This window comes from Oerskovia sp. USHLN155 (assembly GCF_037145535.1).
Lineage (GTDB): Bacteria > Actinomycetota > Actinomycetes > Actinomycetales > Cellulomonadaceae > Oerskovia > Oerskovia rustica.
In genome coordinates, this window is the sequence record NZ_JBBCXG010000010.1 from 125,496 (window position 1) to 149,678 (window position 24,183).

30 protein-coding genes are annotated in these 24,183 nt (G+C 73.0%); 21 read left to right on the forward strand and 9 right to left on the reverse strand.

The genetic code is table 11. From position 1 onward, the window contains the following. Nucleotides 1-31 precede the first annotated feature (31 nt). Both WFH32_RS15330 and WFH32_RS15335 read right to left on the reverse strand, forming a co-directional pair. Nucleotides 32-703, reverse strand: a complete 672-nt coding sequence (locus WFH32_RS15330; protein ID WP_336708185.1) for a M23 family metallopeptidase — start codon at nt 701-703, stop codon at nt 32-34. A gap of 4 nt (nt 704-707) precedes the next feature. Then, nucleotides 708-1,154 (reverse strand): DoxX family protein, encoded by a 447-nt coding sequence (locus WFH32_RS15335; RefSeq protein ID WP_336708187.1) that lies wholly within the window; start codon nt 1,152-1,154, stop codon nt 708-710. Nucleotides 1,155-1,278: 124 nt separating this feature from the next. On the opposite strand from WFH32_RS15335, the gene WFH32_RS15340 reads away from it, so the two are divergent. Further along, nucleotides 1,279-2,307 (forward strand): alpha/beta hydrolase, encoded by a 1,029-nt coding sequence (locus WFH32_RS15340; protein ID WP_336708188.1) that lies wholly within the window; start codon nt 1,279-1,281, stop codon nt 2,305-2,307. Between the two features lie 22 nt (nt 2,308-2,329). Here the strand turns inward: WFH32_RS15340 and WFH32_RS15345 are convergent, their stop codons facing one another. Then, entirely contained in the window at nt 2,330-2,737 is a 408-nt protein-coding gene (locus tag WFH32_RS15345) for a type II toxin-antitoxin system VapC family toxin (RefSeq protein ID WP_336708190.1), read from the reverse strand. A 569-nt stretch (nt 2,738-3,306) separates the two neighbouring features. Here WFH32_RS15345 and WFH32_RS15350 point away from each other — a divergent pair. The 3 genes from WFH32_RS15350 to WFH32_RS15360 are packed head-to-tail and all read left to right on the forward strand — an operon-like array spanning nt 3,307 to nt 6,448. Further along, nucleotides 3,307-3,525, forward strand: coding sequence for a hypothetical protein (locus WFH32_RS15350; RefSeq protein WP_191794753.1), 219 nt, complete (start codon nt 3,307-3,309; stop codon nt 3,523-3,525). Continuing rightward, nucleotides 3,522-5,801 (forward strand): hypothetical protein, encoded by a 2,280-nt coding sequence (locus WFH32_RS15355; protein ID WP_336708191.1) that lies wholly within the window; start codon nt 3,522-3,524, stop codon nt 5,799-5,801. Before WFH32_RS15350 ends, WFH32_RS15355 begins: the two co-directional genes overlap by 4 nt. A 20-nt stretch (nt 5,802-5,821) precedes the next feature. After that, entirely contained in the window at nt 5,822-6,448 is a 627-nt protein-coding gene (locus WFH32_RS15360; RefSeq protein ID WP_336708192.1) for a hypothetical protein, read from the forward strand. A gap of 62 nt (nt 6,449-6,510) precedes the next feature. Here the strand turns inward: WFH32_RS15360 and WFH32_RS15365 are convergent, their stop codons facing one another. After that, nucleotides 6,511-6,657: a hypothetical protein gene (locus tag WFH32_RS15365; protein ID WP_336708193.1), complete on the reverse strand. Its 147-nt coding sequence runs from the start codon at nt 6,655-6,657 to the stop codon at nt 6,511-6,513. A gap of 115 nt (nt 6,658-6,772) precedes the next feature. On the opposite strand from WFH32_RS15365, the gene WFH32_RS15370 reads away from it, so the two are divergent. The 4 genes from WFH32_RS15370 (at nt 6,773) to WFH32_RS15385 (ending at nt 8,732) form a co-directional block, all read left to right on the forward strand. After that, entirely contained in the window at nt 6,773-7,216 is a 444-nt protein-coding gene (locus WFH32_RS15370; RefSeq protein WP_191794762.1) for an SMI1/KNR4 family protein, read from the forward strand. Next, a complete protein-coding gene (locus tag WFH32_RS15375; protein WP_336708194.1) occupies nt 7,213-7,617 on the forward strand; it encodes a hypothetical protein in 405 nt (134 codons plus the stop codon). Before WFH32_RS15370 ends, WFH32_RS15375 begins: the two co-directional genes overlap by 4 nt. A gap of 68 nt (nt 7,618-7,685) precedes the next feature. Continuing rightward, nucleotides 7,686-8,306, forward strand: a complete 621-nt coding sequence (locus tag WFH32_RS15380) for a hypothetical protein (RefSeq protein WP_191794766.1) — start codon at nt 7,686-7,688, stop codon at nt 8,304-8,306. A gap of 132 nt (nt 8,307-8,438) precedes the next feature. Continuing rightward, nucleotides 8,439-8,732: a DUF1905 domain-containing protein gene (locus WFH32_RS15385; protein ID WP_191794768.1), complete on the forward strand. Its 294-nt coding sequence runs from the start codon at nt 8,439-8,441 to the stop codon at nt 8,730-8,732. Here WFH32_RS15385 and WFH32_RS15390 read toward each other — a convergent pair. Both WFH32_RS15390 and WFH32_RS15395 read right to left on the reverse strand, forming a co-directional pair. Further along, on the reverse strand, nt 8,722-10,464 hold the full coding sequence (locus tag WFH32_RS15390) for a SulP family inorganic anion transporter (protein ID WP_336708275.1): 1,743 nt from the start codon (nt 10,462-10,464) through the stop codon (nt 8,722-8,724). The two genes, WFH32_RS15385 and WFH32_RS15390, sit on opposite strands and share 11 nt — an antisense overlap. An 89-nt stretch (nt 10,465-10,553) precedes the next feature. Continuing rightward, complete coding sequence (locus WFH32_RS15395; RefSeq protein ID WP_336708195.1) at nt 10,554-10,940, reverse strand: ArsR/SmtB family transcription factor; 387 nt, start codon at nt 10,938-10,940, stop codon at nt 10,554-10,556. 78 nt (nt 10,941-11,018) lie between these two features. On the opposite strand from WFH32_RS15395, the gene WFH32_RS15400 reads away from it, so the two are divergent. Continuing rightward, nucleotides 11,019-11,588, forward strand: coding sequence for a GNAT family N-acetyltransferase (locus tag WFH32_RS15400; RefSeq protein WP_191794773.1), 570 nt, complete (start codon nt 11,019-11,021; stop codon nt 11,586-11,588). Between the two features lie 122 nt (nt 11,589-11,710). Continuing rightward, on the forward strand, nt 11,711-12,277 hold the full coding sequence (locus WFH32_RS15405) for a DoxX family membrane protein (RefSeq protein ID WP_336708197.1): 567 nt from the start codon (nt 11,711-11,713) through the stop codon (nt 12,275-12,277). Nucleotides 12,278-12,350: 73 nt separating this feature from the next. On the opposite strand, the gene WFH32_RS15410 is transcribed toward WFH32_RS15405, so the two are convergent. Beyond that, complete coding sequence (locus tag WFH32_RS15410; protein WP_191794775.1) at nt 12,351-13,709, reverse strand: hypothetical protein; 1,359 nt, start codon at nt 13,707-13,709, stop codon at nt 12,351-12,353. A 196-nt stretch (nt 13,710-13,905) separates the two neighbouring features. Here WFH32_RS15410 and WFH32_RS15415 point away from each other — a divergent pair, with 196 nt between their 5' ends. The 4 genes from WFH32_RS15415 to WFH32_RS15430 all read left to right on the forward strand — a co-directional run bounded on the left by WFH32_RS15415 (nt 13,906) and on the right by WFH32_RS15430 (nt 16,277). Next, complete coding sequence (locus WFH32_RS15415) at nt 13,906-14,520, forward strand: DUF305 domain-containing protein (RefSeq protein ID WP_336708198.1); 615 nt, start codon at nt 13,906-13,908, stop codon at nt 14,518-14,520. Nucleotides 14,521-14,689: 169 nt separating this feature from the next. Then, on the forward strand, nt 14,690-15,535 hold the full coding sequence (locus tag WFH32_RS15420) for an alpha/beta fold hydrolase (RefSeq protein WP_336708199.1): 846 nt from the start codon (nt 14,690-14,692) through the stop codon (nt 15,533-15,535). Between the two features lie 51 nt (nt 15,536-15,586). Beyond that, the gene (locus WFH32_RS15425) at nt 15,587-15,877 is read left to right on the forward strand and encodes a DUF4287 domain-containing protein (protein WP_191794781.1); all 291 of its coding nucleotides are present in this window, start codon (nt 15,587-15,589) and stop codon (nt 15,875-15,877) included. Between the two features lie 97 nt (nt 15,878-15,974). After that, nucleotides 15,975-16,277 (forward strand): hypothetical protein, encoded by a 303-nt coding sequence (locus tag WFH32_RS15430; protein WP_336708201.1) that lies wholly within the window; start codon nt 15,975-15,977, stop codon nt 16,275-16,277. Nucleotides 16,278-16,335: 58 nt separating this feature from the next. Here WFH32_RS15430 and WFH32_RS15435 read toward each other — a convergent pair whose 3' ends face one another. Continuing rightward, entirely contained in the window at nt 16,336-16,752 is a 417-nt protein-coding gene (locus tag WFH32_RS15435; protein ID WP_191794785.1) for a VOC family protein, read from the reverse strand. Nucleotides 16,753-16,843: 91 nt separating this feature from the next. Here WFH32_RS15435 and WFH32_RS15440 point away from each other — a divergent pair, with 91 nt between their 5' ends. The 3 genes from WFH32_RS15440 to WFH32_RS15450 all read left to right on the forward strand — a co-directional run bounded on the left by WFH32_RS15440 (nt 16,844) and on the right by WFH32_RS15450 (nt 18,528). Next, nucleotides 16,844-17,056: a hypothetical protein gene (locus tag WFH32_RS15440; RefSeq protein ID WP_336708202.1), complete on the forward strand. Its 213-nt coding sequence runs from the start codon at nt 16,844-16,846 to the stop codon at nt 17,054-17,056. A 178-nt stretch (nt 17,057-17,234) separates the two neighbouring features. Further along, entirely contained in the window at nt 17,235-17,870 is a 636-nt protein-coding gene (locus WFH32_RS15445) for a uridine kinase (protein ID WP_191794789.1), read from the forward strand. Between the two features lie 187 nt (nt 17,871-18,057). Beyond that, complete coding sequence (locus tag WFH32_RS15450) at nt 18,058-18,528, forward strand: hemerythrin domain-containing protein (RefSeq protein ID WP_191794790.1); 471 nt, start codon at nt 18,058-18,060, stop codon at nt 18,526-18,528. A 7-nt stretch (nt 18,529-18,535) separates the two neighbouring features. Here WFH32_RS15450 and WFH32_RS15455 read toward each other — a convergent pair whose 3' ends face one another. After that, nucleotides 18,536-19,270 carry a DUF4097 family beta strand repeat-containing protein gene (locus tag WFH32_RS15455; RefSeq protein WP_336708204.1) on the reverse strand — a complete coding sequence of 245 codons (735 nt, stop codon included), beginning with the start codon at nt 19,268-19,270 and terminating at the stop codon, nt 18,536-18,538. A 303-nt stretch (nt 19,271-19,573) separates the two neighbouring features. On the opposite strand from WFH32_RS15455, the gene WFH32_RS15460 reads away from it, so the two are divergent. The 4 genes from WFH32_RS15460 to WFH32_RS15475 all read left to right on the forward strand — a co-directional run bounded on the left by WFH32_RS15460 (nt 19,574) and on the right by WFH32_RS15475 (nt 24,135). After that, nucleotides 19,574-20,824: an ROK family transcriptional regulator gene (locus WFH32_RS15460; protein WP_191794794.1), complete on the forward strand. Its 1,251-nt coding sequence runs from the start codon at nt 19,574-19,576 to the stop codon at nt 20,822-20,824. Continuing rightward, a complete protein-coding gene (locus WFH32_RS15465; protein WP_336708206.1) occupies nt 20,808-21,797 on the forward strand; it encodes a polysaccharide deacetylase family protein in 990 nt (329 codons plus the stop codon). Before WFH32_RS15460 ends, WFH32_RS15465 begins: the two co-directional genes overlap by 17 nt. Then, a complete protein-coding gene (locus WFH32_RS15470) occupies nt 21,794-23,215 on the forward strand; it encodes an MFS transporter (protein ID WP_336708207.1) in 1,422 nt (473 codons plus the stop codon). The genes WFH32_RS15465 and WFH32_RS15470 overlap by 4 nt, the downstream gene beginning before the upstream one ends. A gap of 104 nt (nt 23,216-23,319) precedes the next feature. Further along, nucleotides 23,320-24,135: a hydrolase gene (locus tag WFH32_RS15475; RefSeq protein ID WP_336708208.1), complete on the forward strand. Its 816-nt coding sequence runs from the start codon at nt 23,320-23,322 to the stop codon at nt 24,133-24,135. Nucleotides 24,136-24,183 lie beyond the last annotated feature (48 nt).

Consider the following 24,183-nt stretch of genomic DNA (forward strand, 5'->3'; position numbering starts at 1 on the left):
GCGTCCGGGACGGCCCCAGGACCGCCCGCCGTCACGCCAACGGTTCGACGACGGAGCGCTCGTCGGGCAGCCCCGTCACCCGGTCGAGGGGCTCGCCCCGCCCGCGCGGCCACTCCCGGAAGTCGCGGAACGTGATCGGCACACCGCGCGCCACGAAGAAGTCGGCGCTGTCCGTGACCTGCACGTGCACGTGCGGCTGGGTCGAGTTCCCCGAGTTCCCGCACGCGGCGACCTGCTGCCCGGCGCGCACCGCGTCGCCGACCCGGACCCGCAGGCACCCGCGGCGCAGGTGCACGAGGGACACGAACGCACCGGAGCCCGCCAGCGCGACGGTCACGTGGTTCCCCGCGACGGCGTGCACCCCCTCGCGCAGCCGCGCCGCGGCCCCGAGCGCGTAGGGCACGAGGGCCAGCTGGGAGCGACGGGCCGCGTGGTCGTCCTCGCCGTCGTGCACCCGGACCACGACACCGTCCGCCGGCGCGAGGATCGGGCGACCGAACGCGACGAAGCGTTCGGGCGGCTCGGTCCCCAGGGCCGTGCGCCAGTCGCGGACCGCGGCCGTGCGGTGCCGGGAGTCGACGCCCACGAAGTCGATCGCGTACCGCTGGCCCAGGACGTCGACGCCGTGGCTGGGCACGCGCCGGGCCGGGCTGTTCTGCACGAGCCATCGCCCGTGGAACGGCAGCGCGAGGGTCACGGTCATCGTGTCAGGGGCGGTCGGCCCGAGCGCGTCGCAGGGCGCTGAACGCCCCCGTCGACCACAGCGCCCACGCGACGAGCACGGGCTGGAAGAACAACCTGCCGAACCGCTTGGCGTCGGTGTCGAGCCCGAACCCGTCCTTGTGCTCGAGCCACTGCCCGATGTTCCCGGGAAAGATCACGACGAAGAACGCCGCCGCGATCAGCCCCACCGCGACGCGCTGCCGCGACAGCACGACCAGGGACGAGCCGAGCGCGATCTCGACCGCCCCTGACGCGAGGACCGTGACGTCCTCGTCCACCGGGAACCAGTCCGGCACCTGGGCCTGGAACTCCTCGCGCGAGAAGGTCAGGTGGCTGATCCCGGCGAACACGAGGGCCAGACCGAGCGCGACGCGCCCGATCCGGCGAGGCAGGGTGTCGGGCGGTGGGTCGGCGGTCAGCAGCTTCGTCATGCGGCCATGGTCCTCGCGGTCGGGTCGGCTGGCATCCGGACGTGGGCCGCGCGCGCGAAACCACTGTTAGCGTGACGATCGCCCCCGGGCCACCGGTGGTGTCGTCGAGAACTCTGGAGCAGGGATGAGTGCGCCGAACGTCCGGACGGACCCTGGACCCGAACAACCCGGCGACGGCACCCGCGGACCGCGCGGCGGCCTGGTCGGTCGCCTCCTGCTCGCCGTCCTGGGGGTCGGGCTGGTCGCCGCACCCGTGTGGGTCGTGGCGACGACGGGGGACACCGTCCGCCACCAGCACTGGGCGCTCACCGCGGTCCTGGTGGTGAGCGCGGTCGCCGGTGTGCTTCTGCTCCTGGCGACCGTCGTGCGTGCTCGGCGGCCCGCTCGGCGCCCGGAGCGGTCGCGATCCCGGTGTGTGCTTCGCGGGATCTCCCTCGGTGCAGGACTGATCGTGCTCGTGGCGCTCGCTGCGTCGGTCGTGTGGCTCAGGCCCTTCCCTGCGACCGCGCCGGCGCTCGCGGCCCTCGAGAGCGACGGTTCGGTCGAGGTGCTCGACGAGCCAGGTTGGATCGCATTCGTCCCGCGCGGTGGCGACGCGTCCACAGGCCTCGTCTACTCGCCCGGGGCTCGGGTGGACGTGCGCGCCACGGCTGCCGTGCTTCGGCCGCTCGCCGAGGCGGGCTACCTGGTCGTGGCGCTCAAGGAGCCCCTGGGGATCGCCTTCACGTCCCCGAACCAGTCGGCCTCCGCGATGGCGGCGTTCGACGTCGTCGACACCTGGGCGGTGGGCGGCCACTCCCTGGGCGGCGTCGTCGCCGCGTCGTTCGCTGCGACGCACGACGACGAGGTCGGCGGCCTGCTCCTGCACGCCTCGTACCCGTCTGGCGACATGAGCACCGCGGACGTCGAGGTGACCTCGGTGTGGGGATCGCGCGACGGCCTGACGACGCCCGACAAGATCGAGGCCTCCCGCGCCGACCTGCCTGCCACCACCGAGCTCGTCGAGGTCCCGGGGGCCGTCCACGCGTTCTTCGCCGACTACGGTGCGCAACCAGGGGACGGTCGGCCGACGACGAGCCGGGCCGACGCACAGGCGCAGATCGTCGAGGCGTCGATCGGGGCGCTCGACCGACTGGCAGCGTCGAGACCCTGACGCGACCGGTCCGCCCCGCCGATCATGCCCCCGCGTCGAGCAGCGACTCGTACGGTGCCGTCTCGACCACTCCCCGGACGGCCCGGGCGAGCTCCACGTCGGCCGTCACGAGGGCATCCCCCTGGAGCTGCGTGAGAGCCACGTACTCGGCGTCGTAGGTCGAGGACCAGCCGAGCCGTTCAGCCACCGTCCACGCGGTGCGGCGCAGCACGCCGTCGCCGAGGAGCCGGATCTTCAGACGGCCGACGCGGGCCAGCCGCTCCCGTCCGACCTCGACGGACAGGTCACCGCGATGCACGGCCTCGTGCAGAGCGGACAACGTCTGCGACCGCAGGAGGGTCGGCGCGAGCAGCTCGTGCGTGTCCGAGACCTGGGCGTCGTCGGCGACGAGCCGCAGGACCGTGCCGGGGTCGATGACGAACCGGGTCATGGAGCACCTCGCTGGTCAGGGGCTGGTCAGGGGAGGAGGGGACGTGCCTCCGCCATCGTCCCGCTCTACGGCGACCGACGCACCCGGGTGCGTGACGTCGTCGGGCAGCGCGGGGCGAGCGTCAGGCCGTGACGCGCACGCGGAGCGGCGCGAGGGCTCCTGCCGCGAGCGGGGCCGCGCACCGCGGAGGACGGCCTCGGAGTCGTCCCCGTGGAGGACGGGGTCAGCGCTTTCCCGGCGTCGTCGACACAGCGTCCGCAGACCCGCGGCGGTACCGGTCAGGTGGGCGATCTCGCTGACAGTCGTGGCCAGGTCGTCGTCGGGGAGCATCGAGGACTCCTCCAGGACTCCGCCCGCGAACGCCGGGCGAAGAGGGGACGTCGCCAGGCTCGTCGGCCGGTGGAACCACGGCCCGCACGGCTGTCCACAGGACGGAGGGCCCCGCCGTCTGGTGGTGCGCGCTGCGCTACTGTGCGGTGCGTCGATCGACGCGAGGGTGCTTCAGGGGGCGTGTGGTGGCGAGTGATCTGAGCGTGTCGTACGCGGCGTTGAGCGATGGCTCGACGCGCATGTCGGCGTTGGTGGGGCAAGTCCCGGAGCGGGCGCAGGCGTGGTGCGAGGACGTCGGGAGCCCGGCAGTGGCCGCAGCGGTCGAGGAGTGGGCGCTGTGGTTCTCGACCGAGCTCATGCTGGGGCGCGGGGAGCTCGAGGGGCTGGCCGCGCAGGTGAGCGGGGTCGTGGACGCGATGGCACAGGCTGATGCCGGGTTGGCGCGGGTGGTGTCGTGATCCGGTGGGACGAGGAGGATCCTGGGGCCGGGGTGATGAGGGGGCCGACGGGGTTCGCGGCGGTGCTGCGGGGGCACGAGGACGTGCTCGCGCAGGTCGAGTCGGGCATCGGCGGCGTCCAGGACGCGCTCGGGCCGAAGGTCTGGACCGGGGAGGCCGCGAACGCGTGGCAGTACGAGGCGGGGCACACGCGAACGCGCCAGAGAGAGCTGTCTGAGCTCGCCAGGCCCGTGCACGCTGCGCTCGACGAGTACGCGGACGCTGTCGTGAGTCTTCGAGCCCAGGTGTCGTTCCACCGGCAGGCGCGCGAGGACGCTGAGCGGATGCGGTACGCGGTAGGCGGGTTCGACGGGAGCACGAGCCCTGCGGTCGAGGCGCGTCGCGCGATGCTGGCCGAGCAGGCAGAGATGGACGCGCACGTGGCCGGGGCCGCGTTGCGGGACCTGGCCGTGCAGCGTCAGGCGTTGGACGACAGGTTGGTCGGCGCCCTGGCGATCCCGGGGGCCACGGGGTGGGCTCAGCGCAAGGAGGTGCTCTCGCGCGCCGGGATCACCGGGGTCGAGGCGTTGGACACCGCCAAGCTCGTGGCGGCGTACAAGAGGTTCACCGACCAGGCGCTGGACGGGGACCTGAAGACCGGGGACGTGACCTACCTGCAGGACTTCTTCACCGTGTGGGGCAAGGACCCCGCGGTCATGGACGCCTACTTCCGGTCCCTGGGCGGAGAGCGGACGCGGGAGCTGGTGAACACGCTCGGGACGTCGATCACGGACGCGGACCATTCCGTGGACCCACAGTCGTTGCACGGGCTCGCCACCGCACTCCGGCACGGGCTGTCGAGCGCGTCGCACACCTGGGACGTCACCACGGCGAGCACCTTCGCAGCCGAGATGTTCTCCGGGGCGACGGGGACGATCGGGGGTGGGCTCTCCGTGATCGGGTGGCTCTTCCACGATCGAGACAGAGCGCCCATGAGCGCCACGTTCGCGACTGCGATGGCTGACCAGATCGATGCGGTCGAACGGTCACCGGGCAGGCCGGGCGAGCTGGGGCTGCTCGACACCAGCGTCGTCGCCGGCGGCCGCAGCCTCATGTGGTTCGAGTCCGACTCCACAGACGCCATGCCGTCCGACCGCCCGGCGGAGCAGGTGTTCGCCACCCTCGCGCTCTACCCGGAAGCGACGCTGGCGTGGTTCGGACACTCAGGGCCGGACGAGGTGGCACAGGGACGGAGTCTTGGCGAAGGACGAGTCAGATACTGGTTCGGCGAGCGCGACTGGAGCGAGTCGTCCACCGGGGACGGGTTCGAGACCCCGGCGACGCTGTGGACCGCGCTCCAGAGCGTGCCGGGCGCTCCCGCGAGCGGGACGTACGACCCGGAGGTCTGGACGACTGCCGAGATCGTCTCCGGAGGCATCATCCGAGAACTGTCGGGCAACCCCCGGTTCATCACGGACCAAGTCTCCGATGACGCGGCGATCCGGATGGTCGCATCTCTTGCCGTCGAGATCCCGATGCTGACCGAGTGGGCGATTGTCCGTGGTGGAGACGATATTGAGACGGTCGTAGATGATCGCCTTCCATGGATGGGGGAAGACCGTGCCGTCGCAGCGGTCAGCCGGACGACTCTCACGGACTTTGCCGGGACGCTCGGGCAGCACCAGACCGCTGGCTGGTATCTCACGCAAGCGGTCGACCACTATCAGCAAAGTCTGATCAGGGTGGCGGCGAGCGCACCGGGGTCCTTCATTCAGGACGGTGTCGAGGTCTTGGACGGGGACGGTGTCTTCGCGCGTGTCGTGGGACTCCAGGCCCTCGTCGACGGCGCGACTCACGGGGTCGACATCACCTCGGCTGCGGCGATCGACGCACGCCATCAGAAGCTTGTCGAATGGCCCGTCGCAGTGATCGAAGAGGCTGTCCCGATACCGGGAACGGACAAGATCCTGGGAAAGGGGGTCGGCTGGGTGGCTGACCTCGCGCTCGGAGAGCTCGTTTCAGCGGGGGTCGAGCAAGGGAACAAACGCGCGGAGGTGCTGTGGGCGGGCAACGAGAAGCAGGCCGTGATCGAGTCGGACGCCGAGTGCATGGACCGGGCCGATGAGATGAAGTACCTCTCGGCGCGGATCGTGTTCCAGGTCGCACCCGAGAAGTTCGCGACCGAACAGGGCGCGATCGAAGCGTACGACCAGCAGGCTCAGAAGTACCTCGATGTCTACTCAAGTGCCCGGGACATGACGGATGGAAGCGCAGGAGACGCGGTATGCACGCAATGAGTCGGTGGACGGTTGGCGGCGTGGTCGTCATGTCAGGTGTGTTGGTGGGATGTGGGGGTCCGGAGGTTCCTGGGCCTGCTCCGACGCCGTCGGTGGTGTGGTCGGCGGGGGAACCGACTGGTGAGCTCGAGTCCGATCCGTGGGTTCAGGCAGTGCGCGCCGCTGCGCTGCCCGAGGCAGTGGCGTTCAATGGACTGGACACGCGGTCGTCGTCACTGCATGCAACCTGGACCCCCGATGCAATACGCGAGTTGCAATGGACGCTCGGGAAGTTCTCTCGGGAGAACAACGACAACGGTGCCTACCGGGTGCCTGGCCCTCGGCCCTTCGATCCGGTGAGTGTGGAGGTTGCTCCGGACGGGAAGAGTGCCAGGGTGGTTGGGTGCACGGTCTTTGATTGGTCGTTGACCCGGGACGACGCGGCGTTTGACGATGATGATGCGGATCCGGTCAGCGGAAGGTTTGAAGTTGTCAGGCAGACGGATGGTTCCTACTTGGTCGATCAGTTTGTGCCGTCAGGCACTCGGTGCGAGTCGCAGAACTTGACGGTCGGGACGTTCGATCCCTTGCCGGACGGGGAGTGGGAGTACTGGCAGGAGGACATCCTCAAGGGCGGCTTCGCGGAGGATCCTTCCGAGGCTCCGTGATCAGTTCGCTGATGGGGTACCGACCGTCGCCCGTCGCAGCGCACCGTGCGGACCGGTCGTCCTCACGTCGCGCCGAGCAGGCGGATCGGCAGGCGGCCCACCTGGGCCCGTAGTTCGCGACCCGTCTCGGGGGACAGGGCGCTCGACACCTCGGCGGAGGTCTCGACGAGTCGCAGGACGGCGCCGGAGTCGACGACGAAGCGGGTCATGGTGCGCCTCGCGGGTCGGTGGTGCGTGCCTGGTCATGGTCCCGTGCCGGCGTGACGCGAGCACCCGGGCACGCGACGCCGTCGGGCTGTCCCAGGCCCCGGCTAACCTGCACGTATGGTGCTGACCCCCGACCTCCTGGCGCGGCTGGACGCCGCGGTGGCCCTCTACGGCGCGGGCGAGCCCTCGACGTGCGACGAGATCGAGGAGGCCGTGAGCGGCCTCGACGTGGTCCTTGACCCTGGGTACGTGGAGGTGGTCGGGCGGCACGGCGGGTGCTTCGTGGGCGTCCCCGTCCACGGCCTGTGCAACGCGTCCCCGCTCGAGGACACCGACGTCGCGGCCCTCACGCGCGCCTTCCGCGCGGACGGCTGGGCCGTCGCGGACGAAGGGCTCGTGATCGGGTTCGACGGCTCGGGCAATCCCCTCGTGATCACGAACGACGGCCCCGTCGTGACCTTCGACCACGACACGGGCGAGCGGCACACCCTCGCCGAGACCTTCGCGGACCTGCTCGACCAGAACCTGCCCGACCTCCCGCCCACCGGGCCGCCCGCATGATCCTCGTGCAGCGCAACGTCCTGGGCGGCCCCGACCGGGACGTCGGCGCGGTAGTCCGGCTGCGCCGCGCGCTCCAGGCCGAGTGCGCCCCGCTCGACGTCCCGGGCCTGGGCGAGCTCGACGTCATGCTCGCGCTCGGCGGCTCGGTCACGCCCTCGGCCGGCCCGGCCGGTGTCCGCAACGTCCGGTTCTCCCGGTCGCGGCGACGGATCACCGCCACGGTCGTCGTGCCCGCGCACGAGCTCGACGCGACGACCCCGGAGCTCGACGCCCTGCTGCCCCACCTCGCCGAGCTCGCGGCGACGGTGGCCGCGCGCTGCACCCCCGACGCCCCGGATGCGGTCCGTGCGGCGCTCGCGGGCGCTTTCGAGCGGGCCGTCGCGACGGCGACCCGCGCCTGAGCGGAGCGGGGAGTCGAGGCGCGGGCGCAGTCCCGGACGCCGGTATCGGCCGTGGGACGATGTCGCGCATGACCGAGCTGACCCTGCACGACGACGCGAAGCGGCGCATGGTGCGCACCAACCTGATGCTCATCGGGATCCTGGCGCCGCTCCTCGGGCTGAACGCGGTCACGCTCGCGATCACCACGCGGAGCATCGCGCTCCCGCTCGTCTTCCTGGGCCTCGTGCTCGCGATGATCCCGTTGACGTACGCCCTCGCCCGCCAGGTGGCTGACAAGTCGCGCGTCACGTTCGGTGACGGGACCCTCACGGTCCAGGGGTGGGGTCGGTCGAGGACTTTCACGGTCGAGGACATGGAACGCGTCGTCACGATCGACAGCATGGGTTTCGCCGGCGCCGCGCCCACCCATCACCTGGTGGTCGTCGGACCGCGCAAGCGTCTCCTCCTGCTCGTGGGACAGATGTGGGACCGCGAGCAGCTCTCGGCCCTCGCGCTCGACCTCGCCGGTCGCGGCGTCCCGCTCACGCCGATTCGTCAGCCCGTCACGCCGACCCAGCTACGTGCCCTCGACCCGCGCCTCGTGCCGTGGCGCCAGGCCCACCCCGTCGCCGTCAGCCTGCTCGTCGGCCTCGGTGTGCTCCTCGTCCTCGTCACGCTGTTCGTCGTCGTGGTCGCGATCCTGGTCTGACCAGTCGTCTCGCCGAGTGTGAAGTTCGGGCTGTCCCCGGCGTCCACGGGCAGCCCGAACTGCACGCTCGGCGCAGGAGCGGCAGGAGCGGCAGGAGCGGCGGGCCGCGCGTCCCCGGGGGATGCTGGGCGGATGGAGATCGAGGCCGTCGGCGAGGTGTGGCACTGGCGGGGGCCCGCGCCCTTCCACTTCGTGACCGTGCCCGACGACGAGAGCGCCCGCATCCACGAGGTCGCGGCCCTCGTGACCTACGGCTGGGGCATGATCCCGGTCTCGGCACGCATCGGGGGCACGACGTGGACCACGTCGCTGTTCGCCAAGGACGGCCTGTACGTCGTGCCGCTCAAGGACGCGATCCGTGCGGCCGAGGGCGTCGAGCTGGGCGACACGGTCACGGTGCTGCTGACGCTCGACGTCACGCGGTGAGGGCGTCCCGGGGCGGGTCTCCGGTGGTGCTCGCGGGCAGGGCTGCAGCCCCGGCCTGAGCCCGCGCGACGTGCGAGCGCGCGTGCTCGATCGCGGGCGGCAGGTCGGCGAACAGGTGCTTCTCGTGACGCAGCTCGTCGAGCACGCCGACGCGCGTGAGCACGGGCAGGTGGGCGGGCTGGATGCCCTTGACCAGGACCGTGACGCCCGAGCGCTCGAGGTCCGCGACGAGCTCGCCCAGCGCGTGGGCGCCGGTCGCGTCGACGAGGCGCAGGTGCGAGAGCCGCAGGACGACGACCAGGGCGTCCTGGTCGTCGCGGATCTGCGCGTGGATGCGGTCGGCGGCGCCGAAGAACATGGCGCCGTCGAGCCGGTAGAGCGCGATGTGCTCGTCGCCCGGCAGCGCCGGCCCGGGCAGTGGCTCGCGGTGCACGGCCGCCGCCTTCGCGACCGACCGCAGCGCGAAGAACGCCGCGACGAGGAGCCCGATCTGCACGGCCTCGATGAGGTCGACCGCGATCGTCACGACCGCGGTCACGACGAGCACGACGGCGTCGGCCCGGGTCGAGGTCAGCACGGCACGGAGGGTCGCGACCGAGACCATGCGCACCGCGGTGACCATGAGGACCCCGGCCAGCGCCGCGAGCGGGATCACCGAGACGGGGCCCGTCGCCAGGTAGATGACGCCCAGGATCACGACCGAGTGCACGACGGCGGCGAGCCGCGTCCGGGCACCTGCGCGCACGTTGACCGCGGTCCTCGCGATCGCACCGGTCGCGGGCATCCCGCCGAACACGCCGCTCGCGATCGACGCGAGCCCCTGGCCGACGAGCTCACGGTCGGGGTCGTAGCGGTGGGAGGCGTCGTCGGGCACGGTCGTGGCACCCGACGGGCCGCGTGGCGACCTGACGGGCCCGCCCTGCGCGGGCGATGGCATGGCTGCGGCGACGCGGGCCGAGAGGAGCGACTCGATCGCGGCGAGCGCCGCGACCGCGACCGCGGGGCCGATCAGCGACCGCAGCATGCCCGCGTCGAGGTGCGGCACGGTCGGGAGAGGAAGGGAGTCGGGCAGTGCCCCGATGCGCGCGACGGGGGCGCCCGTGAGCTGGACGACGACGGTCGCGAGGACGACCGCGACGAGCGACGCGGGCAGCGCGGGTGCGACGCGCGGCAGGACCAGCATCACGACGGCGACGAGCGCCACGGTGCCGAGCGTCCACAGAGCCGTGGGGCCGTTCGCGAACGCGGCCACGACCGAGTCGACGGCGACGACCAGCGGGTTGCCACCCACCGCGCCCGAGACGCCCAGGGCCGCGGGAACCTGCTGGAGGAAGATGATCGCGGCGATCCCGGCCGTGAACCCCTCGACCACGGGCCACGGGATGAACGTCACGACGCGCCCGAGCCGCGTCACCCCGGCCAGCAGCACGACGACGCCCGCGAGGATCGCGACGAGCGGCACGGCGGCGGGGCCGTGCTGGGCGACGATCGGGGCGAGGACGACGGCCATCGCGCCGGTCGGCCCGCTGACCTGGACGCGCGAACCGCCGAACACCGCGGCCACGACGCCCGCGACCACGGCCGTCACGAGGCCAGGACCGGGCCCGACCCCGGCACTCACCCCGAAGGCGAGGGCGAGCGGCAGGGCGACCACGCCGACCGTGATGCCGGCAAGGAGGTCGGCGCGCAGCGTCCGCGGTCGCAGGTCGACGTCTGCGCGCGAGGGGAGCAGGTCGCGCGGGGACCGGGCGGAGCGGGCCGAGCGGGTCGGCGGGGTCGAGCCGACGGGGAGGGTCGGCCCTGACGGCCGGGGCGCCCGCGTCACTGCCCGGTCCGTTCGCTCTCCCCCTGGAGGGGAGGCAGCTCGTCCGCGGCGGCGAGCTGTCGCCCGGACGCGTCGAGCGTCTCGCGCAGGAACGCGCGCGCGACGACGAGCAGCTCGGCGACGAGCGGCCGGCTCAGCCGGTAGACGACGGTGTTGCCCGTGCGCGACGACGTCACGACGCCGGCGCGCTTGAGCACCGCGAGGTGCTGGGACAGGACCGAGGCCTCGGCGCCGGTCGCGGCGAGCAGGTCGCTCACGGGGGCCTCGTGGTGGGGCGCGGCGCTGAGCACCTCGAGCGCCTGGATGCGGGTGGGGTGCGCGAGGGAGCGGAACAGCTCGGCCTTGATCGCGTAGAGCGGCGCCGTGGTGGCGGTGGTGGGCACTGGACCTCCTGGGGACTTGGCGAGTTTAGCAACTCCTCAAACCACCCGGTCTCGCACCGGCCGTGGCATCACCGCGGCGTGCCCCTCCTCACCGAGCCCACCGTCCACCCCGGCCGCCTGAGCGCACAGCCGATGCCCGTCCTCGCGGGCGACGGCCTGACGCTGCGCCCCTGGGTCCGGGCCGACGCGCCGAGCCTCCTCGCCGCGTACCAGGACCCGGCGATCCAGCTCTGGCACGCTCGCGCGATGGCCGACGTCGCGGAGGCGGAGCGGTGGATCGACTCGCGGCACGAGCACTGGGTGCAGGAGGCGGCCGGAGACTGGGCGGTCGAGTCCGACGGCGTCGTGGTCGGCCGTACCGCCCTGCACCACCTCGACCTGCACGAGGGCGGGGGAGAGGTCGGCTACTGGGTCCTGCCTGCCGCGCGGGGCCGCCGGGTCGCTCCCCGGGCCGTCGGGCTGCTGGTCGCCTGGGCGTTCGAGGACCTCGGCCTGCACCGGCTGCGACTCGTGCACTCGACGCGCAACGAGGCGTCGTGCAAGGTCGCGCTCGCCGCAGGGTTCGTGCCAGAGGGCACGCTCCGGGAGAGCGGCAAGCACGTCGACGGCTGGCACGACATGCACCTGCACGCGCGTCTCGCGGGCTGAGCACGGCCTCATCTGGCCCTCATCAGCGATGGCTACGCTCGCCGAGCCATCACATATCCGGACGTCACGGTGCTTTCGCCACAAAGCGCCGCACGTCCGCACGCTCTCGACGAGGAGACCAGATGCCTGCTGCCGGACCCCAGACCTTGCTCCCGCCGCCCTCGACCGCCACGCCGCCCTCGCCGCAGCCGCCGCCCCTCACCAGCGCCCCACCAGCGCGGCCGGGGCTCGTGGGGCGGGCCGACGCCGTGGTCGTCGCCGTGGCCGTCCACCTGACGCGGTGGTCGGTCCCTGCGCTCCGGGTCACGCTCGGCCTCGTCTTCCTGGGGTTCGGGGTGCTCAAGTTCTTCCCCGGCGCGAGCCCGGCGGAGCAGATCGTCACGCAGACCGTCGGGGCGCTGACCTTCGGCGTCGTCGAGGGGGCGGCGGCGGTGGTCCTGACGGCGGTCGTCGAGACCGTCATCGGGCTGACGCTCCTGACGGGGCGATGGTTGAAGGTGGGCCTGGTCGTGCTCGCGGTCGCACTGGTCGGCATGATGTCACCTGTGGTGCTCTTCCCCGGCGAGCTCTTCGGCGACGGTATGACGCTCCTGGGCCAGTACGTCCTCAAGGACGTCGTGTTCGTCGCCGCGGCGGCCGTGGTCGCTGCCGCCACGCTGGGCGCACGGCTGACGTGCGACGCGCGCTGACGGGCTGAGCCCGCCGCAGCCCGACGGCGCCACGCGGGTGACGCCGTCGGGCCGGGGGGAGGAGCGACGCGCCTCAGGAGTCCCAGATGGCGCCGAACGCGGGGATGCCCCGCGACTCGAGGCCCTCGACGACCTCGAACGTCGTCGGACGGTTCGAGATGCAGATGACGGCCTCGGCGCCGGTCGTGCGCACCGCGTCGAGCGCGAGGGCCACGAGGTCGGGCTTGCCCAGGGCGCGGGTGTCCCACACGAGGGCGTCCGGCAGCGACTCCGTGATCTCGGCGACGAGCCCGGGGCCGAATGTGGCCTCGGGCGTCCGGGTGACCCACACCAGGTGGGCGGGCGCGCCCGCGAGCAGGCTGGGCAGGCACGGGCCGATCCCGCTGCCCGTCGTGATCCACACGACCTTGCGGAAGAGCTTGCCGACGTTCCCGGCCCCGGCCGTGGGCACGCCGCGGACCCAGACGTGGTCCGGCGGGGAGTCGATGAACGACCCCGTCCAGTCGCCCGCCCGGGAGATCGCAAGGCGCAGCTCGGGGCGGCTCGGCGTGACGAGGTTCGCGAAGGGGTGCCACTGGCCGAGCGGGTGCCGGGCGATCGTGGTCGAGGAACCCACGAACGTCCGCGAGCCGTGGTGGAGGCGCACGATCGCGACGTGGGACGAGGGCGTGTGCACGTCCACCGCGACCTTGCGCAGGTGCAGCCACGGCAGTCCCACGCACACGATCACGACCGCCAGGACCCACGTCGCGGGGGCTGAGAGGATCGCGGTCCACGGGTCGCTCGGCGCGAGGTCGTGCGCGAACAGGACGGTCAGTGCAGCGAAGCCCGCGAGGGTCGACCAGCCGCCGAGCCGGTGGCTCATCTCGAACAGGTCGTGGCGCATGCGGCGCAAGGGCGCCGTGGCCAGAGCGGCGATCGTCAGCAGCAGCAGCGCGAGGACGACGACGACGCAGAGGGTGGGCCCGGACAGCTCGCCTCGCCCGGGCGGGCTCAGCGCGGTCGCGGCGAACACGGTGAACCACGCGGTCGCGGAGATCGCGGCCCCGACATGGATCCCGCCCAGGTGGTAGACCTTCGCGAGCCCCGCGCGGACGCGCAGGGGCCACGTCACGGGCGCGCTCGTCGCGAGGCGGAACAGCAGGTTGACGACGTGCTGCTGCCGGATCACGGCCGCGGCCCCGAGGTTCAGCGCCGCCGCCGTGAGGGTCAGGTCGAGTCGCTCTGGTGTCGACGTGCCCGGGAGCAGGGCGACGGCCGCCGCGACGTTGATCGCCAGGACCAGGACGACGAGCCGCACGTACGGCATGAGTGCCGGGCGCGTCCACAGGCGCCGCCACCCGGTGAGCAGGGGCGGAAGGTCCGCCTGGTCGGCGGCGCGCGCCACTGTGGTCGTGGCCGAACGGTGGTCTGTGGACCGTGGGGAAGTCATACGGTGGCCTCCTCGTCGAGTGCGCTGACCATACTGTGACGGGGACCGCCGGGGCGCGGGATCCACAGGGTGATCTGGCGGCGCACCGCCCGTGGGGGCACAGCCGGCTCCCAGACTTCGCACCTACCCTGGTCGGACGCTCGCCGGAACCGGCGCCCGCGTGCCCCGGCGATCCCGAGACACACCGGAGTCCTCCTTGAAGAAGCTGCCCACCGCCCTCACCGCGCTCGTCCTGACCGCCGCCCTCGCGGGCTGCTCGACGGGGAGCGGTTCGCCCTCGGAGGACGGGAGCCCGCCCGCCGCGAGCGGCTCTGCGGGAGCCCCGGCCGAGGTCAACGACATCGACACGCACTTCGTCGCGATGATGACCCCGCACCACGAGCAGGCCGTCGAGATGAGCGAGATCATCCTGGCCGTCGACGGTGTCAGCGAGCCGACGCGCGACCTCGCGCAGCGCATCCTCGACGGTCAGACCGAGGAGATCGGGACCATGCTCGGCTGGGCCGACGCCTGGGGGATGGACGACCTCATGCAGATGCACTCCGTGCACGTCGCGAACGGCATGCTCACGAGCGACCAGATGGGGTCCCTCGAACGTCTCGCGGACGCGAGCACGGGTGACGCGACCGCCGTGACCGAGGCCGAGGCGACGTTCCTCGAGCTCATGCACTCGCACCACGAGGGCGCGATCGCGATGACGCAGGGCGAGATCGAGGGCGGCGGCCACGCCGGGCTCCGCGACCTCGCGCAGGTCATGGTCGACGTGCAGACGGCCGAGATGGCCGAGATCGACACGCTGCTCGGACGGTAGGTCGCGCTGCGTCCGGGGCGCGGGGGCACGGCTCCGGGGGTCCGCCCCGGAGCAGCCAGGTGACGGGGTCGGCCAGGAGGGTCGGGCTCGGGCGGCGGACCGATGAGTTCCGGCCGCCCTACCGGTCCACCCCCTCGACCACCCGTCCTGCGCACCCCCGGAGGTTCCCGTGACCGACACCCCGACCGTCTCCGCGACCTTCCCCGCGACCGCCCGGACGCTGCAGGTCCCGGGCGCCACGCTCCACCACGAGGTCAGGGGCCACGGGCCGCTCGTGGTGCTCGTCGGCGCACCCATGGACGCCGACGCGTTCGCGCCGCTCGCCGACCTGCTCGCGACCGACCACACCGTCCTGACGACCGACCCGCGCGGCATCCACCGCAGCACGGTGGACGACCCGGACCGGGACACGCTGCCCGAGGTCCGGGCCGACGATCTCGCGCGGCTCCTGACCCACCTCGACGCTGGCCCCGCGACCGTCGTCGGGTCGAGCGGCGGCGCCGTGACCGCGCTCGCCCTCGTCCAGTCGCACCCCCACCTGGTCAGGACGGTCGTCGCGCACGAGCCGCCGCTCGACGCCCTCATGCCGGACCGTGAGCGGCTGCACGCCGCGACCCGCGAGCTCGTGGACGACCACCGCGCGGGCGACGTCGTCGGCGCCTGGCGGAAGTTCTTCGCGGTCGGCGACATCGACGTCCCGGACGAGATGGTCGAGCAGATGTTCGGCGGCGAGCGCGACCCGCAGCAGGTCGCGGACGAACGCTTCTGGTTCGCGCACGACCTCCTGGGGACCACCCTCTTCGAGCCCGACGTCGAGGCGCTGCGCGCCTCTCCCGTCCGCGTGGTCGTCGGGGTCGGCGAGGACTCGACGGGACAGCTCTGCGACCGGGCGTCGTCGGCGCTCGCGGCCCTGCTCGGCACCACGACCACGCTCTTCCCGGGCGACCACACCGGCTTCGTCGACGACCCCGCTGCCTTCGCCCAGCGCTTGCGCAGGGCGCTCGGTACCGCTTGAGTCGCACCGGACCGGCAGCTCAACCCCGACCCACCCGAAACGAGGAGAACCATGTCATTTCAGGCCTACCTGGACGCGGTCGAGGACAAGACCGGCCTCACCCCGCGACAGCTCGTGACGATCGCGCAGGAGAAGGGCTACGACGACCCGGCCGTGAAGGCCGGCGTGATCGTCGAGTGGCTCAAGGAGGACTACGACCTCGGTCGCGGTCACGCGATGGCGATCGTCCACGTCGTCAAGAAGGGCCCGACGATCGACAGCAAGCACGTCGGCTCGACCGGCACGCACCGCGACGAGTCCGACACCCTGTGGCTGGACGGCAAGGCGACCAAGCCCGCCTGAGCGTCGCCCGGCCAGCCTGCCCGACGGCGGGCCGCGTCCTTCGCGCGCGGCGAGCGGGCAGGCGGGCAGCAGCGGGCGGTTCGATATCCTCCACGACATGCGTATCCCCAAGGTCGTGGTCGGGTGGACGGTCGCGGCCGTCGTCGTCACGACACCGGTCGTCGTCTGGGTCGCGAGCTGGACGACGACCGAGCGGACCTGCGTCGTCGAGAGCGACGTGGCTCCGCACACGAACCGTTCCAGGACGTACTACGACGTGCGCACGTCCTGCGGCCTGCTCGGGGTCAACGAGAACCGCCAGAGCCGGTTGGACGACGCGATCGACCCGGGGCAGACGTACCGCATGACGATCGAGGACCGGACGATCGCGCAGTGGCTGATCGAGGTCGAGGAGCTGTGACGGCTTCGGCCGGTGGGGGACCGCGGAGACGTGGCCTGACCGCGGGCGGGGCGGAGAGTCAGCCCACGAAGAGGCAGAACGGGTGACCTGACGGGTCCGCGTAGACGCGCAGGGGCTCCTCGGGGTCGTCGGACCGGTCCCGGAGCAGGCGGGCGCCGAGCGCCAGGGCGCGTTCGTGCTGGGCGTCGAGGGCCTCCCGGTCAGGGACCGTGCAGTCGAGGTGGAGCTGCTGGGGGACGGCCGGGTCGGGCCAGGTCGACGGCGGCAGGTGCTCGACCTGCTGGAACGCGAGTGGCACCCCGCCCGGCGAACGCAGGACCAGCCAGTCCGTGCCGGCAGGGTCCGGCCGGCCGGTCGCGGGCGGCTCGTCGCCCGCGCGGTACTCCAGGCCGAACAGGGCGCGGTAGAACTCGGCGAGGCCGCGGGCGTCGGTCGTGTCGAGCACGACCTGCCGGATCGTCGGGAACGTGGTCATCGTGGACGCCTCCTGGGAGCGATGGACAGGCTCCCACCGTGCGCCGGGTCCGGGCAGCCCGCAATCCGCGCCGCATTGGTACGTTCCTGCCGTGGACACGCCACCGACGACAGCGCTCGACCGCCTGGCCGGCCTCACTGCCGACCTGCCCGAGGTACCGAGCCCGCAGGAGGTCGAACGCGTGGTCGCGGCGGTGCGGGCCGCGGTGCTCGACGGGGCGTCGACCGACCAGATCGCGACGGTCGGCCACCTGTCCGTCCGCTGGGTCGAGGAACTCCTCGGGGACTCGTCCGCGAACGGCTGACGGCCCTCACGGCTCCCGCGCTCGCCGGCGTCCTCACCGTGCCCGCGGTCGAGTGACACCCGGGAGGCGCTGAGCACGACCGCAGGGCCGACCGCCGGTCGGGCGTCCGGGATCCGTCCCGCGAGGCTCGGTCGGCGGTCGGTCCTTCGTCGCGCGGGCGCCGTGACATCCTGACCGGGTGCGTGTCGAGCCGGTCAGCCAGGAGGTCCTCGTCGCACGGGTCGCCGCGCTCGTCGTCGAGCGCTCGCGCGGCGACGCGACGGCGACGAGCGTCCTCGTCGACGGCCACCCCTCGACGCACCCGGAGACGCTCGCCGACCAGCTCGTCGAACCCCTGCGCGTCGCCGGCCGCCCGACGGCGCGCGTCAGCGTGCGGGACTTCCTGCGGCCCGCGTCGTTGCGGCTCGAGCACGGGCACGAGGACCCGGACTCGTTGCTCGACGAGTGGATCGACGTGGGGGCGCTGAACCGGGAGGTGCTGGCCGCCGTCGGGCCGGGCGGGGACGGGCGCTACCTGCCCAGCCTGCGCGACCCCGTGACCTCGCGCTCGACGCGCGCCGGCTACGTCGAGGCCCCGCCGGGGCTCGTCGTCCTGCTCGACGGGTCCCTGTCGCTCGGGCGCGGGCTCGACGTCGACCTGACCGTCCACCTGGCCCTCCAGGACGCGACGCTGGCACGGCGCACGCCCCCCGCGGACGCCTGGACGCTGCCCGCGTACGCGCGGTACCGGGCAGAGGTCGCCCCGGAGCGTGACGCCGACGTGGTCGTGCGCGTCGACGACGCACGGCGCCCCGCCTGGGTCGCGCGGGGGTGAGGTGGTGCGCCGGGGTGAGCGGCAGGTGAGCGGCAAGGGCCACGACGCCGACGGCGGCACGCACCCGGGCGGAGGAGGTCCGGTAGGGTCTGCGCAGCGTCGCGTGCCGGTGGCAGACCGTGCCAGGCATGGAGGCGCCGGACACGAAGGAGCACGACGATGACCACGTCGCCCCCTTCGCCCTCGCGTGACTGAGGGCGAGAAGACCAGGCTCGTCGCCTGGAGCCACGAGCTGCGCGCCGTGCACGACCGGCTGCGCGAGGCGCTGCGCGTCACCCGGGCCGCGCTCGACGACGGAGCGGCCGCCGAACCTGCGACCCGCGACCTGCTGCTGTTCTGCCACGGCTTCTGCACGGCTCTGACGGGCCACCACGAGGGCGAGGACCGCGAGCTGTTCCCCGCGATCGCGGCCGCCCACCCCGAGCTGGTCGGGACGTTGCGCACCCTGAAGCAGGACCACTCGATGATCGCGCACCTGCTGAGCGGGCTCCTGGCAGCGGTCGACCGGGCGGCGACGCCGGACGAGCTCGACCGTCACCTCGAGGGGATCGCCGCGATCATGGAGTCCCACTTCCGCTACGAGGAACGCATGCTGCTCACGGTGCTCGGCACGCTCGCGCTCGACGCGGACGCCCGCGACGTCCTGGGCCCGCTCTGACGGGTCCTCAGCCTCGCGAGACCATGACCCGCCCGTTGGACGAGGACGCGTCGATCGTGAACTCGCCGTCGGGGTCGTCCGGGACGGTGACGTCGGTGCCGCCCAGGTCGGTCTCGGCACGTACCCGGTAGCTGCCGTCGGGGACGGTGACCTCGACCCTGCCGTTGTCGGTCGTCGCCCGGACGTCCTGCGGGGTCGCGAGGGTCAGCTCGACCGCCCCGTTGGACGTCTCGGCGTCGACGCCGGCGGTGCCGCCGAGCCGTGTCCCCGTGACCTTGCCGTTCGAGGTGCGCGCGACGATCCCGTCGTCGATCCCGGTGAGGGTGATGGACCCGTTGGACGTCTCGACGTCCACCGCACCGGTCGCGGTCAGGTCGATGCTGCCGTGCTCGGTCCCGCCCGTGACGGGCAGCCCTGCGGGCAGGTCGACCGAGTAGCTCGCCGAGCAGTGCCGTCCGCACCCGGACAGGACCAGGACGCCGTCCTCGACGCGGTGCGTCTCCTGCTCGGGGTAGGCGCCCGCGTAGTCGACCGTGCGCTCGATGCCGACCTCGGTCGCGGACGCGTCCCCGCGCAGCGTGACGGACCCGGCACTGAGGTCCAGTCGTACCGACGTGATCTCGTCCGGGACCGTGTAGGTGTCGGTCGCGATCGATCGCGGTCCGAACCCGCACGCGCCGAGCGTGAGCGCCGTGACGGCGACCAGGCCCGCCGTCACCGGTCGCCGGTTCGTGGTCCGCATGTCGATCCCCTGTTCGTCGTGTCCGAGGTGTTCGTGAGGTCGTGGTGGGGGCCCCACCCCCCGGCGGGGCCCACCACCATCGAGGCTAGGGCGGAAGGGGCTCGGGGCGACATCGGGTGTTCCCCCCATTTCGCCCTCGGGGTCAACCCCGAGTGCGGCGCGCCGTCCGGCGACGGCGACGCGGGGTGAACCCTGGCGATTCGCCGAGCGGTCACGAACCTCCGCGGGGTACTCTCGCCCGGGTAGGGAGGTTTCCGACCTACTCATGTCCAGGGGAACGACCGTCGACGGAGACCGGTAGACATGCTTCTTGCAGGAGATCAACGACTGCTCCGGGAGATCAACGCCCGCGCAGTCCTCGAGGTGCTCGACGCCCACGACACGCTCGGACGACCCGAGATCGTCGCGGCCACGGGCCTGTCCAAGACCACCGTGGCCCTCGCGCTGCGGACCTTCGTCGAGCACGGGCTCGTCGAGGAGGCCGGTCTCGACCACGACCGACGCGGCCCCGCGGCCACGCTGTACCGCGTCGACCCCGAGCACGGCTACGCGCTCGCGGTCGACATCGGCCACGTGCGCGTCCGCGTCGCACTGGTCGACCTCGTCGGACGGGTCCGGGCCCGGGCCGAGCAGCCGCTGTCCGCGAAGGAGCCCGAGGCGCGCGCGAGCGCGGTCGAGAAGCTCGCCGCGCACTGCGTCGCCGCGGTGCGCCACGACACGGGCGCCGCGTCCGTCGCGATCCGGTGCGCCGTCGTCGGGCTCCCGGCGATCGTGGGCGCCGACCACGCCATGGTGCGCCGCGTCCCCGGCCTCGAGAAGGGCGGACCCACGCTGCACGCCGCCCTCGAGCAAGGCCTCGGCTGCCCCGTCGTCCTCGAGAACGACGTCAACCTCGCCGCGATCGCCGAGCAGCGTACAGGCGCGGGCAAGGGGCTCGACTCGTTCGTGCTGCTGCGCCTGGGGATCGGGCTGGGCGCCGGGATCGTCATCGACGGCAAGCTGCACCGCGGCGCGTCCGGCGGGGCCGGCGAGGTCGCGTTCCTCCCGCAGCCCGGTCGCGCGCTCGGCGCCGAGAGCATCGGCGCCGCGTCGCTCGCGACGTCCGCCAAGGAGGCGGGCCTGCCCGCGGGCCTCGCGCCGCACGAGGTCCTCGACCTCGCGGCCGACGGCGACGAGCGTGCGGTCGCGGTCGTCGACGAGCTCGCCGGGCGCCTCGCCGTGCTGATCGCGTCGGTCGCGCTCCTGCTCGAACCGCAGAAGATCGTCCTGGCGGGCGTCGCGCGCGAGGACGCGGTCCTGGGTCGCGTCCAGACCTACCTCGCCGAACGGGTCGGCATCCTGCCGATCGTGGTCGAACCCAGCGCCGTCGCGGCCGACGCCGTGCTGCTCGGTGCGGCGGCCCTCGCCCGGGACACGCTGCGGGACCAGGCGTTCACGGCCGCGGTCCGGCGCGCCGCCGAGTCGGAGGACCTGCCCGACGACGACGCACCCCTCGACGCGGACCTCGCCACCGGCCACGCCCCCCGAGGAGCCGACGATGCGCGCACCCTCTGACCTCGTGACCCGGCTCGGCCTCCCGCCGGACTCCCGGGCCCTGGTCCTCAACGCCGACGACCTCGGCATGTGCCGCGCCGCGAACCGCGCGATCACCGAGCTGCTCGTCGCGGGCCACCTCGACTCCGCGACCCTCATGGTGCCGTGCCCCTGGGCGCCCGAGGCGCTCGCCTTCGCGGCCGACCGCACCGACCTCGACCTGGGCGTGCACCTCGTGCTCACGAGCGAGTGGACCCGGTACCGGTGGCGCCCCCTCACCGGGGTCGGGACGACCCTCGTCGACGACGCCGGGTACTTCCCGGCCGACTGCCGCAGCGTCGAGCTCCGGGCGAGCGACGCGGACGTCGCGGCCGAGCTCGCCGCCCAGCTCGACGCGGCCCTCGCCGCGGGCATGGACGTCACGCACCTCGACAACCACATGGGCTCGGTCTACGGGCTCGAGACGGGCCGCAGCTTCCTGCCGCAGGTCTTCGAGCTCGCGGCCCGTCACGGCCTGCCGTTCCGGCTGCCGCGCACGGTCGGCCTGGGACTGCCCGACACCTACCGCTCGGTGCTCGACCAGGCCGCGGCCGCGGCCGACGCGGCCGGCGTCGTGATCCTCGACCACCTCACGACGCACCCGTTCGAGCTGCTCGGGGAGGGGACGCCCGACGAGGAGGACTACGCCTCGATGAAGGCGGGCTTCCTCGACCTGCTCCGCGCGACCGAGCCGGGGGTCACCGAGGTCTTCCTGCACCCCATGCTCGACGACGACGAGCTCGGCGACGTCGCCGACTACGCAGTCGCCAAGCGCGGCTTCGAGCGCCGCCTGCTGGCCGACCCCGACGTCGCCGCGACCCTCGCCGAGGAGGGGATCGTGCGCGTCGGCTGGCGCGACCTGCGCGACGTCCAGCGCGGGCTCGCACCCCAGGTGCGCGACGCCTCGGGCACCCCGGTCGCTCGGGCGAGCGACGCCGTCGGGGGTGCTCGATGAGCGCGCTCACGGCCCTGCGCGACCGCCGCCTGACCGGCCTCCCCACGCGTGGCCGGACCCTCGCCTACGGCGCCTCGGCGTTCCCCGCGAACCTCATGGCGCAGACGTTCTCGGCGTTCGTCGTGTTCTTCTACGTCGACCACCTGCGGCTCCCCGCCGGCTGGGTCGCAGGTGCGATGGTCGCGCACGGCATCCTCAACGCGCTCCTCAACCCGCTCGTCGGCGCGGCCTCCGACCGGCACCGCACGCGCTGGGGGCGACGCGTCCCGTGGATCGGGCTGGGGATCGTGCCGCTCGTCGCGGCGTTCTCGCTCGTGTGGATGCCCCCCGAGGTCAGCCCCGCGGGTCTGCTCGTCTGGTTCCTCGTGGTGGTCGCGGTCTACGACGTCGCGTACGTCGCAGTCGTCCTCAACACCTCGGCGCTCTTCCCGGAGATCTTCCGCACGACGGCGGAGCGCGCCCGTGGCAACACGCCGCGCCAGATCTTCGGGCTGGTCGGGATGATCCTCGGTACCGCCGCGGCACCGCTGCTCTACGGGTCGCCGCTCGGGTGGGTCGGCATGGGGCTCGTGCTGGGCGCGCTGTGCCTCGCGTTCTTCGTCTGGTCGCTCGCGGGCATGGTCGAGCGGCCCGTCGACGAGGTCGAGGTCAGGGCTCGCGAGGCCGCGCTGCCGCTGCGGGACCAGCTCCGGTACACGTTCGCGAACAAGGCCTTCGTGACGTACGTGCTGGGGTCCCTGCTGCTCCAGTCCACGACCGCGATCCTGCTCGCGTCGGTGCCGTTCTACGTGCGCTACGTGCTCGGCGGCGCCGAGGCCGACGCGACCCTCGTGCTCGCGCCGATCTTCGTCGTCGCGATCCCCTCGATCGTCGGCTGGTCCTGGGTGGTCCGCAAGGTCGGCCCGCGCCAGGCGTTGCTGTGGTCCGTCGCGGCGTACGCCGTGGCCGTCGGCCTGTTCATGCTCCCCGGCTCGCTGCCGGGGGCCATGGCCGTGGCCGGGCTCGTGGGCATCGGCGTCGCGGGCATGATGCAGCTCCTCGAGGTCGCGCTCGGGCAGGTGATCGACGACGACGAGCGGCGCACCGGGCTGCGCCGCGAGGGCATGTACTTCGGGGTCAACGGGTTCGTGGTGCGCGGGTCGGTGATCGTGCAGGCGGTCGTGATCGCCGTGGTCCTCGGCGCGACGGGCTACGACGCCGGTCTCGCGGTGGGGGCCCAGCCGGAGACGGTGTCGACCGGGATCCGGGTGCTCATGGGCGGCGTGCCGCTCGCGGTGGCGGGCCTGGCCTGGCTCTGCTTCTGGGCGTACCCGCTGCGCGGGCTCGACGTGCCGCCGGGTGGCGCAGGGGACGCGGGTGACCTGCCGGGCGCGGCCGGTGACGACGAGCCGCAGGACGCCGAGGTGCTGAGCCGTTGACCCCGACGCCCCGATGACGTGTCAGAGTGGGCGTGACCCATGGGCCATGCTCGTCCTGACGCGTCGGTCATGACAAGGCCTCGACGAGGGAGAGGACGACCCCGATGACGTGGTGGATCTGCCGGACGTGCGCCGTCGAGCACGCCGAACGTCCCGAGGTGTGCGCGATCTGCGCCGACGAGCGCCAGTGGGTGCCCGCGGACGGTCAGGCGTGGACGACGCTCGACGAGCTCGCGGCCGAGGGGCACGAGGTCTCGGTGACCGAGCTCGAACCGGACCTCTTCGCCCTCGCGGGGCACCCCGGGGTGGGCATCGGGCAGGAGTCCAAGATCGTGCGGACACCGGCCGGGATGCTGCTGTGGGACCCGGTCGGGTACCTGGACGACGACGCCGTCCGTCAGGTGCGCGACCTGGGAGAGGTCGTGGCCGTCGTCGCGAGCCACCCGCACATGTTCGGCGTCCAGGTCGAGTGGAGCCGTGCGCTCGGGGGCGTCCCCGTGCTCGTCGCCGAGGCCGACGCCGGGTGGGTCGCCCGCCCCGACCCGGTGATCGAGACGTGGTCCGAGGACCGCGAGATCCTGCCGGGCGTGACGCTCTCCCAGCCGGGCGGGCACTTCCCCGGCAGCGCGGTCGTCCACTGGGCGGCCGGTGCGCAGGGGCGCGGCGTCCTGCTCAGCGGCGACACGATCTTCGCGAACCCCGACCGCACGTCGGTGAGCTTCATGCGCAGCTACCCCAACCGGATCCCGCTGTCGGGGGCCGTGGTGGACCGGGTCGCGACCCATGTCGAGCGCTTCGCGTTCGACCGGCTCTACAACAACTTCGAGGGCGTGATCCCGGTGGGTGCGCGGGGTGTCGTGCGGCGTTCCGCGGAGCGGCACGCGGCCTGGGTGCGCGGGGACTTCGACCACCTCACGTGAGTCCGGCAGGCTCTTGCCGTGCGCTTCGCTGCTGCGTGCGCCGAGCGT

Excerpts from the sequence above, each read along its gene's own strand:
- WFH32_RS15460 (WP_191794794.1), top strand. The coding sequence starts at position 19,574 with ATGCTTCTTGCAGGAGATCAACGACTGCTCCGGGAGATCAACGCCCGC.
- WFH32_RS15430 (WP_336708201.1), top strand. The coding sequence starts at position 15,975 with ATGCGTATCCCCAAGGTCGTGGTCGGGTGGACGGTCGCGGCCGTCGTC.
- WFH32_RS15425 (WP_191794781.1), top strand. The coding sequence starts at position 15,587 with ATGTCATTTCAGGCCTACCTGGACGCGGTCGAGGACAAGACCGGCCTC.
- WFH32_RS15475 (WP_336708208.1), top strand. The coding sequence starts at position 23,320 with ATGACGTGGTGGATCTGCCGGACGTGCGCCGTCGAGCACGCCGAACGT.
- WFH32_RS15370 (WP_191794762.1), top strand. The coding sequence starts at position 6,773 with ATGGTGCTGACCCCCGACCTCCTGGCGCGGCTGGACGCCGCGGTGGCC.
- WFH32_RS15465 (WP_336708206.1), top strand. The coding sequence starts at position 20,808 with ATGCGCGCACCCTCTGACCTCGTGACCCGGCTCGGCCTCCCGCCGGAC.
- WFH32_RS15340 (WP_336708188.1), top strand. The coding sequence starts at position 1,279 with ATGAGTGCGCCGAACGTCCGGACGGACCCTGGACCCGAACAACCCGGC.
- WFH32_RS15375 (WP_336708194.1), top strand. The coding sequence starts at position 7,213 with ATGATCCTCGTGCAGCGCAACGTCCTGGGCGGCCCCGACCGGGACGTC.
- WFH32_RS15455 (WP_336708204.1), bottom strand. The coding sequence starts at position 19,270 with ATGCGGACCACGAACCGGCGACCGGTGACGGCGGGCCTGGTCGCCGTC.
- WFH32_RS15410 (WP_191794775.1), bottom strand. The coding sequence starts at position 13,709 with ATGACTTCCCCACGGTCCACAGACCACCGTTCGGCCACGACCACAGTG.
- WFH32_RS15365 (WP_336708193.1), bottom strand. The coding sequence starts at position 6,657 with ATGACCCGCTTCGTCGTCGACTCCGGCGCCGTCCTGCGACTCGTCGAG.
- WFH32_RS15405 (WP_336708197.1), top strand. The coding sequence starts at position 11,711 with ATGCCTGCTGCCGGACCCCAGACCTTGCTCCCGCCGCCCTCGACCGCC.
- WFH32_RS15345 (WP_336708190.1), bottom strand. The coding sequence starts at position 2,737 with ATGACCCGGTTCGTCATCGACCCCGGCACGGTCCTGCGGCTCGTCGCC.
- WFH32_RS15350 (WP_191794753.1), top strand. The coding sequence starts at position 3,307 with ATGTCGGCGTTGGTGGGGCAAGTCCCGGAGCGGGCGCAGGCGTGGTGC.
- WFH32_RS15435 (WP_191794785.1), bottom strand. The coding sequence starts at position 16,752 with ATGACCACGTTCCCGACGATCCGGCAGGTCGTGCTCGACACGACCGAC.
- WFH32_RS15330 (WP_336708185.1), bottom strand. The coding sequence starts at position 703 with ATGACCGTGACCCTCGCGCTGCCGTTCCACGGGCGATGGCTCGTGCAG.
- WFH32_RS15380 (WP_191794766.1), top strand. The coding sequence starts at position 7,686 with ATGACCGAGCTGACCCTGCACGACGACGCGAAGCGGCGCATGGTGCGC.
- WFH32_RS15470 (WP_336708207.1), top strand. The coding sequence starts at position 21,794 with ATGAGCGCGCTCACGGCCCTGCGCGACCGCCGCCTGACCGGCCTCCCC.
- WFH32_RS15335 (WP_336708187.1), bottom strand. The coding sequence starts at position 1,154 with ATGACGAAGCTGCTGACCGCCGACCCACCGCCCGACACCCTGCCTCGC.
- WFH32_RS15385 (WP_191794768.1), top strand. The coding sequence starts at position 8,439 with ATGGAGATCGAGGCCGTCGGCGAGGTGTGGCACTGGCGGGGGCCCGCG.